The organism is Pantoea sp. BAV 3049 (assembly GCF_009765445.1).
GTDB lineage: Bacteria > Pseudomonadota > Gammaproteobacteria > Enterobacterales > Enterobacteriaceae > Erwinia.
In genome coordinates, this window is the sequence record NZ_WHOY01000031.1 from 3888812 (window position 1) to 3902779 (window position 13968).

At 55.3% G+C, this 13968-nt stretch carries 8 protein-coding genes and 1 pseudogene; 7 read left to right on the plus strand and 2 right to left on the minus strand.

Annotation, left to right across the window (positions count from 1 at the left end; genetic code table 11):
• Positions 1-42 precede the first annotated feature (42 nt).
• Positions 43-2778: a two-component sensor histidine kinase BarA gene (barA, locus tag GSQ70_RS19175; protein WP_158784025.1), complete on the minus strand. Its 2736-nt coding sequence runs from the start codon at positions 2776-2778 to the stop codon at positions 43-45.
• 100 nt (positions 2779-2878) lie between these two features.
• Here barA and rlmD point away from each other — a divergent pair, with 100 nt between their 5' ends.
• The 5 genes from rlmD (at position 2879) to eno (ending at position 10610) form a co-directional block, all read left to right on the plus strand.
• Positions 2879-4213 (plus strand): 23S rRNA (uracil(1939)-C(5))-methyltransferase RlmD, encoded by a 1335-nt coding sequence (rlmD, locus tag GSQ70_RS19180; protein WP_158784026.1) that lies wholly within the window; start codon positions 2879-2881, stop codon positions 4211-4213.
• Positions 4214-4226: 13 nt separating this feature from the next.
• Positions 4227-6455, plus strand: coding sequence for a GTP diphosphokinase (gene relA / locus GSQ70_RS19185; RefSeq protein ID WP_158784027.1), 2229 nt, complete (start codon positions 4227-4229; stop codon positions 6453-6455).
• A 168-nt stretch (positions 6456-6623) separates the two neighbouring features.
• Positions 6624-7406, plus strand: coding sequence for a nucleoside triphosphate pyrophosphohydrolase (gene mazG, locus GSQ70_RS19190; protein ID WP_158784028.1), 783 nt, complete (start codon positions 6624-6626; stop codon positions 7404-7406).
• Positions 7407-7600: 194 nt separating this feature from the next.
• Positions 7601-9238 (plus strand): glutamine hydrolyzing CTP synthase, encoded by a 1638-nt coding sequence (gene pyrG / locus GSQ70_RS19195; RefSeq protein WP_158784029.1) that lies wholly within the window; start codon positions 7601-7603, stop codon positions 9236-9238.
• A gap of 76 nt (positions 9239-9314) precedes the next feature.
• Complete coding sequence (eno, locus tag GSQ70_RS19200) at positions 9315-10610, plus strand: phosphopyruvate hydratase (protein ID WP_158784030.1); 1296 nt, start codon at positions 9315-9317, stop codon at positions 10608-10610.
• Positions 10611-10741: 131 nt separating this feature from the next.
• Here eno and GSQ70_RS19205 read toward each other — a convergent pair.
• Positions 10742-10888 (minus strand): annotated as a pseudogene (locus GSQ70_RS19205) (deaminase); the annotation flags it as partial.
• Between the two features lie 344 nt (positions 10889-11232).
• Between GSQ70_RS19205 and GSQ70_RS19210 the strand changes: the two are divergent.
• Positions 11233-13119: an acyltransferase family protein gene (locus GSQ70_RS19210; RefSeq protein ID WP_158784031.1), complete on the plus strand. Its 1887-nt coding sequence runs from the start codon at positions 11233-11235 to the stop codon at positions 13117-13119.
• A gap of 156 nt (positions 13120-13275) precedes the next feature.
• Positions 13276-13947 carry a 7-carboxy-7-deazaguanine synthase QueE gene (gene queE, locus GSQ70_RS19215; protein WP_158784032.1) on the plus strand — a complete coding sequence of 224 codons (672 nt, stop codon included), beginning with the start codon at positions 13276-13278 and terminating at the stop codon, positions 13945-13947.
• Positions 13948-13968: the final 21 nt, after the last annotated feature.

The window sequence follows — 13968 nt, forward strand, 5'->3', positions numbered from 1 at the left end:
GGCATATTGCATCGTGGGGAAAATCATTCACCCTGCCAGCCGCTACTCCTCACTTATGCCCAGCGTCTCTTTCGCCAGTCTGGCAACATTCTCCATCTCATCCAGCAGTTCAAACAGTTCTGGCTCAATGATCTCAATGTCGTTATTGGCTCTCAGGCTCTGCTCCAGCTGCTGGCACAGCTGCTTCAGGCGTGGTACGCCGCTGTAGCTGGCGCTGCCGTGCAGTTTGTGAATGATGTCGCGCAGCCCGATCGGATTGTTTTCTGCCATATTGCTCTCGACCAGCGCGTGCACATCCGGCAGGAAATCAATCAGCATTTTCAGCAGGTCACGGGCTAAATCGGGCTTATTGGCAGCCTGGCGCAGCGCCAGATCCCAGTCCAGAGAGGCCGAAACATCAGGGAGTTTCGGCAATGCAGGCACCACGCCCGGCGAGTAGCGTGCGAGCAGGTGGCCGAGTTTCACCTCATCAATCGGTTTGGCGAGATAGTCATTCATCCCGGCCTTAAACAGATGTTCCCGTTCGCCATCCAGCGCATGGGCGGTCACCGCCACAATCGGGGTGGAAGCATGTTCCGGCAGCTGACGGATCAGTTCACTGGCGCGGATGCCGTCAATATCCGGCATCTGAATATCCATCAGAATAATATCCAGATCCTGCTGCTTCGCCTTCTCAATTGCCATTTCGCCGCTGTCGCTGAGCACGATTTTTTCCACCTGTTCTTCCAGTAGCGCCTCAATCAGCTTCAGGTTGGCCGGGTTATCATCCACCGCCATCACCGTCAGCGGCAGCCGCTGTCTGCCCGGCCGGTATTCAGTCTCACGCGAGTGATGATCCAGCAGTACCGGCAGCAGGCGGGAAAGAGAAACCGGTTTAATCAGACAGGCACTGACGCCACGGGCTTTTAAGTCCTCCGCATAGACCTGCATCTGACACGGCAGCGCCATAATCACGTTGTCAGCGCGTTGCAGGGTCGGCAGCAGTTCATGGTTGCTGATCTCCTGGTCATGATCCCGGGTGACCGGCAGGCCAATCAGCAGGGCATCGTAGTGCGGCTCGGTCAGCCCCTCCAGCGTGGCACTGTAGCTGACCGTCATTCGCGTGGCCGCCAGCAGATCCATCGTCGCCTGAGCCGCGGCCGGGTTCGCCTCAACATAGGCCAGACGCTTGCCCTGCAGGCAGTCTGCCGCACGGGGATCGCTGGCTGCGTTAGGGTTGAGAGCCAGATTGATATGGAACCAGAAAGTAGACCCCTGGTTCAGTCGGCTATGGAAGGAGATCTCTCCACCCATTTCGTTGACCAGTTTCTGGGTGATCACCAGCCCCAGCCCGGTGCCGCCATGACGCCGCGAAATACTGGCATCGGCCTGGCGGAAGGCCTGGAACAGCTGCGACTGCTGCTTCTCGGAAATGCCGATGCCGGTATCATGGATCTGCACTTCCAGATCGACCCGATTGTTGCTCAGCGAGCGCTTCTCAACGCGGATATCGATATTGCCGCGCTCAGTAAACTTAATGGCGTTGCCCAGCAGGTTGACGATGATCTGTTGCAGGCGCAGCGGGTCACCGATGGCGTTATCCGGCACGTCATGCTGGATGCTTATCGTCAGTTCCAGCCCTTTTTCATGAGCGGACTGGGCCAGCAGCACCACTACCTCATCCAGCGTGGCGCGCAGCGGGAAGGGGATGGTTTCCAGCACCAGCTTGCCCGCTTCCAGCTTGGAGAAGTCGAGCACGTCATTGATGATGCTAAGCAGATTGTTTGCCGAGCGCTCAATGGTATGCAGATAGTCGCGTTGGGTAATATTCAGTGAAGTCTTCAGCGTCTGACGGGTAAAGCCGATCACGCCATTCAGCGGAGTCCGCAGTTCGTGCGACATATTGGCGAGGAATTCGGATTTGATCCTCGCTGCTTCCTGCGCACGCTTCTTGGCCAGATCCAGCTCAACGTTCTGGATCTCCATCTGCTCCAGGGTTTCGCGCAGATCGGAAGTGGCCTGGTCGATATTCTGCTGCATCTCTTCGTGATAGGCGGTCAGTGACATCGCCATTGAGTTAATGCCGTTTTTCAGCATATCCAGCTCACCCAGCATATGTCCGGCCACCCGGCTGTCGAGCTGTCCACGGCGGATGCGGTCGACGGTGTTCACCATATTGCGGATCGGCCCGGTCACGTCACGCATCAGCCGGTAGGCAAACAGCATGGCCAGGCACAGGCAGAAAAGCAGCAGCAGGGTGGAGACAAAAACTTCTTTGTACTGCTGTAATCTGACCGACTGTAAATCCAGCTCAATGGCCACATAGCCCAGCGGGTTGCCGCTGGGTTTGGCATCTTCATCCGGCGACTCATCCGGATAGTAACTTTCGGAAAGAATCGGGGTGCGCAGGATCACCGAATTGCCCTGACGCTCATAGCTGAAGGTATCCGGTAACGTTGTGCCTTCCGGAACGCGCAATTTTTCAGCATTGAAATGATAATTAGAGGTAACGAAGAGCTGGTTCTGCGCATCGAACACGGTAATGGCGCGGACAATGTCGGAATGACGACGGTGCAGCAGGCTGACAAGCTGGCGAACTGACTCCTTGCTGTGGAAGGTCATGCCGTATTCGCTGGAGACGGCCAGCGGTTCAATGATGTTGGCACCCGCATCCACCAGCTGGTGCTGTAACTCATTGTAACGATGCACAATAAAGAAAGTACTCAACAGCAGCCCAATCATCAGCGTGGGGGCCAGAATCAAAATCATCATGCGTGCCCGCAGGCTGTATTTGGTCATAATTGTCCTGTTGCGCGGGTGACTCCGGTCGAATTTATCCGATCGCTGGTGTAGGCTACGCACGCTTTTTCGCTAACAACACTAAAGAAGAAACTGAATAATGGCGCAATTCTACTCTGCAAAACGGCGTGTGACGACCCGCCAGATCATAACTGTGGCAGTTAATGACCTTGACGGATCGGGTCAGGGCGTGGCACGGCACAACGGGAAGGCGCTGTTTATCAGCGGGGCGTTGCCCGGCGAGCAGGCAGAAGTGGAAATCACCGGGGATAAACGCTCCTGGGCGCGGGGGACCGCCAGACGCATCCTCTCTGCCAGCCCTGAGCGCGTGGAACCGAAATGCCCACATTTCACCCGCTGCGGCGGTTGCCAGCAGCAGCATGCCTCTCCGGCCTTGCAACAGCAGAGTAAAGCCAAAGCGCTGGCCCGCCTGCTCAGTCAGGAAACCGGGAAGCAGGTTGCCGTTGATGCCATTCTCTCCGGTGAGCCATATGGCTATCGCCGCCGCGCGCGTCTGGGCCTGAACTTCGACAAGCGCAGCCAGACATTACAGATGGGATTCCGTCAGGCGGCCTCCAGCGATCTGATTACCCTCACCCAGTGCCCCGTTTTGAAGCCCGAACTTAATGCGTTGATCCCGCCATTGCATCAGGTCCTGGGCAGTTTACAGGCAGTCCGCCGCCTGGGACATGCAGAGCTGGTGCTGGCGGATAACGGCCCGCTGCTGGTTTTACGTCACCTGGACCCGCTAAGTGGGGCGGACCAGAAAAAACTGGAACAGTTTTCGCATAACCATCAGGTAGCGCTGTTTCTGGCTCCTGACAGCGATACGCTGGTGCAGCTCAGTGGCGATATGCCATTTTATCGGATCGATAGCCTTAAACTGAATTTTAGCCCGCGTGACTTTATTCAGATAAATGGCGAGTTGAATGAACTGATGGTCAGCGAAGCGCTGGCATGGCTGGATTTGCAGCCAGAAGATCGGCTGCTTGATTTGTTTTGTGGCATGGGAAACTTCACGCTTCCTTCAGGAAAACGGGTGGAAAATGTCACGGGTGTGGAGGGCGTTGAAGCATTAGTCCTAAAGGCCAGGTATAATGCCGCCGAGAACAGTCTGAATAATGTTGAATTCTTTCAGCACAATCTGGAAGAGGATGTTGCGGGGCAGCCGTGGGCTGCAAAAGGATTTAACAAGGTGTTACTGGACCCGGCCCGAGCCGGAGCGGCAGGTGTTATACCTCACATAATTAAACTTGCCCCGGAACACGTGGTCTATGTTTCCTGTAATCCGACTACACTTGCCCGGGATAGTCAGAGTTTTCTGACATCAGGCTACCAATTGGAAAGGGTTACGCTGCTTGATATGTTTCCGCATACCGGGCACGTGGAATCCATGGTGTTATTTAGCCGAAAACAGGCTCCCGAAAGGGAGTAAGCCAGGAGAGGATATGGTTGCGGTAAGAAGTGCACATTTGAATACGGCTGGCGAGTTCGCTCTCGACCAATGGATCACCAGTTTGGGGATCTCTAACCAGCAGTCATGTGAACGACTGGCCGATACCTGGCGCTATTGCGAAGAAGCCACGCAGCACCATGCTGACGCCGCGCTCCTGCTGTGGCGCGGCGTGGAGATGGTGGAAATCCTCTCGATGCTCAGTATGGACAGCGAAAGCCTGCGCGCTGCGCTGTTGTTCCCTCTTGCCGATGCCAATGTGGTTTCGGAGGAGGTGCTGGAAGAGAAATTCGGCAAAGCCATCGTCTCGCTGGTCCACGGCGTGCGCGACATGGACGCCATCCGTCAGCTGAAAGCCACTCATAATGACTCGATGGCCTCTGAGCAGGTCGATAACGTTCGCCGCATGCTGCTGGCGATGGTGGAAGATTTCCGCTGTGTGGTGATCAAGCTGGCCGAGCGGATTGCCCATCTGCGTGAAGTAAAGGATGCGCCGGAAGATGAGCGCGTGCTGGCGGCCAAAGAGTGTACCAATATCTATGCGCCACTGGCCAACCGTCTCGGTATCGGTCAGTTGAAGTGGGAGCTGGAAGATTTCTGCTTCCGCTATCTGCATCCCGATGAATACAAACGCATCGCCAAACTGCTGCACGAGCGGCGTATCGATCGTGAACAGTACATTGATACCTTCGTGCAGTCGCTGCGTACCGAAATCGTCAAAGAGGGCGTTAAGGCTGAAGTCTATGGCCGTCCGAAGCACATCTACAGCATCTGGCGCAAAATGCAGAAGAAGTCGCTGACGTTTGATGAGCTGTTTGACGTACGGGCGGTGCGTATCGTGGCTGAGCGCCTGCAGGACTGCTACGGTGCGCTGGGGATTGTGCACACGCTGTATCGCCATCTGCCCAGCGAGTTTGACGACTACGTGGCTAACCCGAAACCGAACGGCTATCAGTCAATCCACACCGTGGTGCTGGGGCCAAAGGGCAAGACGGTGGAAATTCAAATCCGTACCCGCCAGATGCATGAAGATGCCGAGCTGGGTGTGGCCGCTCACTGGAAGTATAAAGAGGGCGGTACCACGGGCAGCGCACGTGGCGCATCCGGCCATGAAGAGCGGATTGCCTGGCTGCGTAAGCTGATTGCCTGGCAGGAAGAGATGGCTGACTCCGGCGAGATGCTGGATGAGGTGCGCAGCCAGGTCTTCGACGACCGCGTCTACGTATTTACCCCCAAAGGGGACGTGGTGGACCTGCCGGCAGGCTCCACGCCCCTGGACTTCGCCTACCATATCCACAGCGATATCGGTCACCGCTGTATCGGGGCCAAAATTGGCGGCCGCATCGTGCCGTTTACCTATCAGCTGCAGATGGGCGATCAGATCGACATCATCACCCAGCGGCAGCCGAACCCCAGTCGCGACTGGCTGAACCCCAACCTGGGTTACGTCACTACCAGCCGTGGGCGTTCCAAAATTCACGCCTGGTTCCGCAAACAGGATCGTGACAAAAACATCGTGGCAGGACGGCAGATCCTCGACAGCGAGCTGGACCATCTCGATATCAACCTGAAAGAAGCCGAAAAGCTGCTGCTGCCGCGCTACAACTTTAACACGCTGGATGAGCTGCTGGCGGCGATTGGTGGCGGTGATATCCGCCTCAATCAGATGACTAACTTCCTGCAGTCCAGGCTGAACAAGCCGAGTGCGGAAGAGGAAGACCGCGAAGCGTTGCGCCAGCTGACACAGAAATCCGCCGCGCCGCGCAGTAAAGAAAGCGGTCGTGTGGTGGTGGAGGGCGTCGGTAATCTGATGCACCACATTGCCCGCTGCTGCCAGCCGATCCCGGGCGATGACATTGTCGGCTTTATCACTCAGGGCCGGGGGATCTCCATCCACCGTGCCGACTGCGATCAACTGACCGAGCTGATGTCCCATGCGCCTGAGCGGATTGTCGATGCGGTCTGGGGCGAAAGCTACTCCAGCGGCTACTCGCTGGTGGTGCGCGTTACCGCTAACGACCGCAGTGGCCTGCTGCGCGATATCACCACCATCCTGGCTAACGAAAAGGTCAACGTGCTGGGCGTTTCCAGCCGCAGCGACACCAAAAAGCAGCTGGCGACCATCGATATGGATATCGAAATTTATAACCAGCAGGTGCTGGGCAGGGTGCTGGCAAGGCTGAATCAGGTGCCGGATATCATTGACGCTAAGAGATTGCATTGATCTTTAAGGCGGCTACTTTACTTGCCATTTTGCGTCCCGGCAGTGCTCACCCTGGTCACATACTTCGTGTATGCTCCCAGGGATTGCGCGCTGGCGGAACGAAAACTGGCTGCGCCAGTCACGCCACGACGTTGCCAGTCTTAAATCAAGACATTACAGGAATTCGCTATGACTTCACTCGATCGCCTGCTGGGCATCATGAAAACCCTGCGCGATCCGCAAAAAGGCTGCCCGTGGGACCGCGAGCAAACCTTTGCCACCATCGCCCCTTATACGCTGGAAGAGACCTACGAGGTGCTGGACGCCATCAGCCGCGAGGATTTTGACGATCTGCAGGGCGAGTTAGGCGACCTGCTGTTTCAGGTGGTGTTCTGTGCCCGGATGGCCGATGAAGAAGGGCTTTTTAACTTCGACGACATCTGCAACACCATCAGTGACAAGCTGGAGCGCCGTCACCCGCATATCTTCGGCGACGTGAAGGTCAGCGGCAGCAAAGAGGTGCTGGCTAACTGGGAGCAGATTAAAACCAGCGAGCGGGCCGGTAAAGAGCAACACTCCGCGCTGGATGATATCCCTCGCGCGCTGCCCGCCCTGATGCGATCGCACAAGATTCAGAAGCGTTGCAGCAACGTCGGTTTTGACTGGCACACTCTCGGTCCGGTGCTGGATAAAGTGTATGAAGAGATCGACGAAGTGATGCACGAGGCAAAACAGGCGGTGGTCGATCAGCAGAAGCTGGAAGAGGAGATCGGTGACCTGCTGTTTGCGACGGTTAATCTCTCCCGCCATCTTGGCAGCAAAGCTGAAACCGCGCTGCAAAAGGCCAACGATAAATACGAACGTCGCTTCCGTCAGGTGGAGCAGATCATTGCTGCTCAGGGTTTAAAAATGCAGGAAGCGACGCTGGAACAGATGGAAGCCGCCTGGCAGCAGATCAAATCCCAGGAATAATAGCTGACTCGATTCAACAAAAATGTGACTTGTGTCAACCTCAAACGCCGCGCGCCAGGGTAATATCGTGGCGGTCAATACGGTGGCTGGCAGATAACCAGAAACGATCAATTGTGGCACTGAGGGGATTCCGGTATACTGTTTTCCCGTCCTGGTTATTCCATCGTCTTTAAACCTACTTTCTCAGGTTCAGCATGACAACGAACTATATTTTTGTGACCGGCGGGGTCGTATCCTCTCTGGGTAAAGGCATTGCCGCAGCCTCCCTGGCCGCCATTCTTGAAGCACGTGGTCTTAATGTGACCATCATGAAGCTGGACCCGTATATCAACGTGGATCCGGGCACCATGAGTCCCACTCAGCACGGCGAAGTGTTCGTCACCGATGACGGCGCGGAAACCGATCTGGATCTGGGCCACTACGAGCGCTTCATCCGCACCAAAATGAGCCGTCGCAACAACTTCACCACTGGCCGTATCTACTCAGAAGTCCTGCGCAAAGAGCGCCGTGGCGACTATCTGGGCGCGACCATTCAGGTGATCCCACACATTACCAATGCCATCAAAGAGCGCATCATCGAAGGCGGTGAAGGCCATGATGTGGTGCTGGTGGAAATTGGGGGAACCGTCGGCGATATCGAATCTCTGCCGTTCCTCGAAGCCATACGCCAGATGGCCGTTGATGTGGGCCGCGAACACACCATGTATATGCACCTGACGCTGGTGCCTTATATGGCTGCAGCCGGTGAAGTGAAAACCAAACCGACTCAGCACTCCGTTAAAGAACTGCTGTCTATCGGTATCCAGCCTGACGTGCTGATCTGCCGCTCCGATCGTGCCGTACCGGCCAATGAACGTGCGAAAATCGCGCTGTTCTGTAACGTACCGGAAAAAGCGGTTATCTCTCTGAAAGATGTTGATTCCATCTATAAAATCCCTGGCATGCTGAAATCTCAGGGCCTGGATGACTATATCTGCAAACGCTTCAGTCTGAACGCGCCGGAAGCTAACCTGGCCGAATGGGAACAGGTTATTTACGAAGAAGCCAACCCGGGCGGCGAAGTCACTATCGGCATGGTCGGCAAATACGTTGAGCTGCCGGATGCCTATAAGTCAGTGATTGAAGCGCTGAAGCACGGTGGCCTGAAAAACCGCGTCACCGTGAACATCAAGCTGATCGACTCGCAGGACATTGAAAGCCGCGGTGTCGAATTGCTGAAAGATTTGGATGCTATCCTGATCCCAGGCGGCTTCGGCTACCGTGGTGTGGAAGGCAAACTGATGACCGCTCGTTATGCGCGTGAAAACAACATCCCATACCTGGGCATCTGCCTGGGTATGCAGGTTGCTCTGATGGAGTTTGCCCGTAACGTTGCCGGTATGGAAGGCGCAAACTCCACGGAATTTGTGCCAGACTGTAAGTACCCGGTGGTGGCATTGATCACCGAGTGGCGCGACGAAGAAGGCAATGTTGAGCAGCGTACCGAACAGAGCGATCTGGGCGGCACCATGCGACTGGGCAGCCAGCAGTGCCAGCTGACCAAAGACAGCCTGGTGCATCAGCTGTACGGTTCTGACACCATTGTCGAGCGCCATCGCCACCGCTATGAAGTGAACAACTTGCTGTTGAAGCAAATCGAAGCGGCTGGATTACGTGTGGCAGGCCGCTCCGGGGACGACCAACTGGTGGAGATCATTGAGATCCCTGAGCACCCTTGGTTTGTTGCGTGTCAGTTCCATCCGGAATTTACCTCAACACCCCGTGACGGTCACCCGCTGTTTGCCGGCTTTGTGAAAGCGGCCAGCGAGTACCAGAAGCGTTTGGCTAAATAAGTGTTTTCATAACGGCGCGCGAACTTTTCGCGCGTTGTTTGTCTGAGTTTAGATAACTTGTACTGAGGAAAAACTAATGTCCAAAATCGTTAAAGTCATCGGTCGCGAAATCATCGATTCTCGTGGCAACCCGACCGTTGAAGCAGAAGTGCATCTGGAAGGCGGTTTCGTTGGTATGGCGGCTGCGCCATCAGGTGCGTCTACCGGTTCCCGCGAAGCGCTGGAACTGCGTGACGGTGACAAGTCTCGTTTCCTGGGCAAAGGCGTAACCAAAGCTGTTGCCGCAGTAAATGGCCCAATCGCTGACGCGGTGACCGGCAAAGATGCGAAAGACCAGGCAAACATCGACAAGATCATGATCGATCTCGACGGGACTGAGAACAAATCCAAGTTCGGCGCTAACGCCATCCTGGCTGTTTCTCTGGCCGCTGCTAAAGCCGCTGCTGCTGCGAAAGGCATGCCGCTGTATGAGCACATCGCTGAACTGAACGGCACCCCAGGCAAATTCTCTATGCCACTGCCAATGATGAACATCATCAACGGCGGTGAGCACGCCGACAACAACGTCGACATCCAGGAATTCATGATCCAGCCAGTGGGCGCAAAAACCCTGAAAGAAGCCATCCGTATGGGTTCTGAAGTGTTCCACACCCTGGCAAAAGTATTGAAGTCTAAAGGCATGGGCACTGCAGTTGGTGACGAAGGTGGCTACGCGCCAAACCTGGGTTCCAACGCCGAAGCGCTGGCTGTTATCGCTGAAGCGGTAAAAGCAGCAGGCTACGAGCTGGGCAAAGACATCACTCTGGCGATGGACTGTGCAGCGTCTGAATTCTACAAAGACGGCAAATACGTGCTGGCTGGCGAAGGCAACAAAGCCTTTACCTCTGAAGAGTTCACTCACTTCCTGGAAGATCTGACTAAACAGTACCCAATCGTTTCTATCGAAGACGGTCTGGACGAGTCTGACTGGGCGGGCTTCGCTTACCAGACCAAAGTACTGGGCGACAAAATCCAGCTGGTGGGCGACGATCTGTTCGTGACCAACACCAAGATCCTGAAGGAAGGTATCGATAAAGGCATCGCTAACTCCATCCTGATCAAATTCAACCAGATCGGTTCTCTGACCGAAACTCTGGCTGCGATCAAAATGGCAAAAGATGCTGGCTATACCGCAGTGATCTCTCACCGTTCAGGTGAAACCGAAGACGCCACTATCGCTGACCTGGCGGTTGGTACTGCAGCGGGCCAGATCAAAACCGGTTCTATGAGCCGTTCTGACCGTGTTGCCAAGTACAACCAGCTGATTCGTATCGAAGAAGCGCTGGGCAGCCGTGCGCCATTCAACGGTCTGAAAGAAGTTAAAGGTCAGTAACTGGCTGAACCCGGTGCGCTGAGCCTGGGATTAACTTGCCTGACCAGAAAGCCCGGACTTCCGTCCGGGCTTTTTTACGCTTTTTGCACCCCGCCGTACACCAGTTTCCCCTGATGGAATGAAGCCTGAACCTCCGGCATGCTGCCGGTGCCAAACGGTGACCAGTGGTCAATCACGCTGTCGGTGCCGGGCATCACCTTCACACCTTGATCACTCAGCTGCGGCAGCGGCATCACCAGCTAACCGATTGGGATCGTCGAAGCCACGCTGAACTGCTGGGGATTAAACAGGGAATAGCGATTCATTTAATCAATACTCATCGCGCTGATATCGTATTTTTCAATACCAGCCGCTCAGTGAGTCCGGGCAACAGGCAAAGATAAAAAATGCGTGTTGCGCCAGCGATGAACAAATATGTCTTCAGAAGCTTTCCGTGGGGTGAGGATAATCTGAAAAGATGTCACCTGAACCGCCTTGTGAAGGCTGTTAATTCATTTTAATCATAAAGTTAGGGGGGGGTTAGTAGTGTTACGGATTGGTCTGATTCGCGTAATGTCAGCAGAATTATCAGTTTGTTTTATGTAAATTCCCGGTAACTAAATGTAATCAGGACCACGTTATAATGAAATATCGGGCGGATGTGGATGGGCTGAGGGCGCTGGCGGTATTGCCCGTCATTGCTTATCATATGGGGATCGGCGGCATACCCGGAGGATTCACTGGTGTGGATATCTTCTTTGTCATATCAGGGTATCTGATATGCGGCATTATCTATTCCGGGGCCATTAACAACACCTTCTCTTATCTGGAATTCTACAAGCGACGCTGCCTGCGTATCCTTCCGCCACTGTTTGTGGTGCTGCTGAGCACGCTGGCATTCGGTTATTATCACCTGCTGCCTGCGCAGTTCAGCGATCTGAGCAACAGCTCGCTGGCCACGCTGCTGTTCTCCTCCAATCTGTTCTTCTGGAAAACCACCGGTTACTTTGCCGGACCGGCCGAGCTGAAGCCGCTGCTGCACACCTGGTCACTGGCGGTTGAAGAGCAGTTCTATATCATCTTCCCGGTTATCCTGCTGTTTGTGGTGCGCTTTTTCCGCCAGAGAGCCACTCAGGTGATGCTGCTGATTATCGGCGTTTCGCTGCTGCTGAGCATTTTTGCCGTCACCCGCAAACCGACCTTCACCTTCTATATGCTGCCCACCCGTGCATGGGAACTGGCGCTGGGCGGCCTGATCGCCGTGGCCGGTCTGGAAGCGAAGATGAGCAAAGTTACGCAGGGCGTAAAACACCTGATGAGCCTTGCCGGACTGGCGCTGATCCTGACCGGTTTTCTGTGGCTGGATACCCGTAAACCTTTCCCGGCCTGGAATGCTCTCTGGCCCTGCCTCGGCAGCTTCCTGATTATTCTGGCGGGGCAGAAAGCCGCCGTTTCCCGCGTGCTGGCGCTGAAGCCGGTGGTTTATATCGGCATGATCTCCTACTGCCTCTATCTCTGGCACTGGCCGATCATTGTCTACAGCCGGATGTTCTTTAACTTTGCGCCAGGCATACGTGAGCTGGTGATTGTCGGTATGACGCTGGGGCTGGCGGTGGCTTCCCGCTATCTGATTGAAATCCCGTTCCGCTACAAGCTGGCCGTGTTCTCTCCCGGCAGGATCGTGACTGCTTCAGTTATCGGGCTGGTACTGATGGCGTCCGGCACGCTGTACAAAGGCCACCTGAGCAACAATGCCGGGCAGTTCTCTGCTGAAGCGCTGGCGCTGGCGAAGTACTCCCAGTACAAAGATATGCCTGAGTTCAGCTACCAGTACCGTCCTGGTCGCTGCTTTGTTGATGGTATAAGCGAAGAAGATAAGCCGTTCGATCGCGATTACTGCCTGAAAACTTCCGACAGCGCGAAGAACTACGTGCTGATTGGTGACAGCCATGCGGCACATCTGTGGCGGGCGTTGAGCCTGGCGGCAGGAGAGGGGATCAATGTGATTCAGGCGACATCGGCGGGCTGCAAGCCACTGTATCAGCAGGCGCTACGCAATCCCTGTACTGACCTGGTGGATTATCTTTACGGTTCATGGATAGCGGATCATAAAATCGATGGGGTGATTATCTCCGCCCGCTGGTTGCCGGAAGATATTGCTCCGCTGAAGGCGACGCTGGAACATCTGAAAGGCGTTTCAAATAACATTATAGTGATGGGGCCGACCATTGAGTATTCTGAGGCGCTGCCGGACCTGCTGGCCTACCAGACCGACGGGCGTAAAGATCTGGTGGCCGGTTCCATTGACCACAGTATTAAAGGCACTGACCAGACCATGAAGCAGGTGATGCAGGATGAGCAGGTGCCCTATATTTCAGTCTATTCGATTATCTGCCCTGGCGACATCTGCCGTGGATCAGCTTCTGATGGTCATCCGATTTCCAACGACTACGGCCACCTGACGCTGAGCGGCGCGAAGGATGTGGCAAAAGAGGCGATGCTGGAGATGCATCAGGATAACTTTATGTAGCGGAGCAGGCCAGCATAACCCGGCGTTGCAAGCGCCGGGAGCTTTATGAAAGGGTGTTTTAACGAGTTGTCCCCTACACGGCACAATGAGATTTGGTTAAGGTGTGGCAATCTGTCATAATCTGCGCCCTTATTTTCACTTCCAGTCGAGATGGTGATGCAGTACCCGATAAATGAGATGTTCCAGACGTTGCAGGGCGAAGGGTTTTATACCGGCGTTCCGGCAATTTTTATCCGCCTGCAGGGATGCCCGGTGGGCTGCAGCTGGTGTGACACCAAACACACCTGGGATAAGCTGGCCAATCGGGAAACCTCGCTGGGCGATATTCTGTTAAAGACCGTGGAGTCAGATGCCTGGGGTGCGGCTGACGCGCAGGCGTTGCTGGCCGTGATTGCACAGCATGGCTGGACAGCACGGCATGTGGTGATCACCGGGGGAGAACCCTGCATTCACGATCTGACACCGCTGACGCAGACGCTGGAGCGCAATGGCTTCAGCTGTCAGATTGAGACCAGTGGCACCCATAAAGTGCGCTGCAGCGAAGCCACCTGGGTGACGGTATCGCCAAAGGTGAATATGCGCGGCGGTTATGATGTGCTGAATCAGGCGCTGATCCGCGCAGATGAAGTGAAACATCCGGTAGCCCGCCAGCGTGATGTGGATGCGCTGGATGAGCTGCTGGCTACGCTGCACGATCAGAAAAGCCGCATCGTGGCGCTGCAACCGATCAGTCAGAAGGACGATGCCACTAAGCTGTGCATTGAAACCTGCATTGCGCGCAACTGGCGGCTGTCGATGCAGACGCATAAATACCTGAACATTGCCTGACCGTTTGCTGGCGGCATCCCT

Coding starts and splice junctions, on each gene's coding strand:
- mazG (WP_158784028.1), top strand. CDS start 6,624: ATGACTTCACTCGATCGCCTGCTGGGCATCATGAAAACCCTGCGCGAT.
- barA (WP_158784025.1), bottom strand. CDS start 2,778: ATGACCAAATACAGCCTGCGGGCACGCATGATGATTTTGATTCTGGCC.
- queE (WP_158784032.1), top strand. CDS start 13,276: ATGCAGTACCCGATAAATGAGATGTTCCAGACGTTGCAGGGCGAAGGG.
- pyrG (WP_158784029.1), top strand. CDS start 7,601: ATGACAACGAACTATATTTTTGTGACCGGCGGGGTCGTATCCTCTCTG.
- relA (WP_158784027.1), top strand. CDS start 4,227: ATGGTTGCGGTAAGAAGTGCACATTTGAATACGGCTGGCGAGTTCGCT.
- rlmD (WP_158784026.1), top strand. CDS start 2,879: ATGGCGCAATTCTACTCTGCAAAACGGCGTGTGACGACCCGCCAGATC.
- eno (WP_158784030.1), top strand. CDS start 9,315: ATGTCCAAAATCGTTAAAGTCATCGGTCGCGAAATCATCGATTCTCGT.
- GSQ70_RS19210 (WP_158784031.1), top strand. CDS start 11,233: ATGAAATATCGGGCGGATGTGGATGGGCTGAGGGCGCTGGCGGTATTG.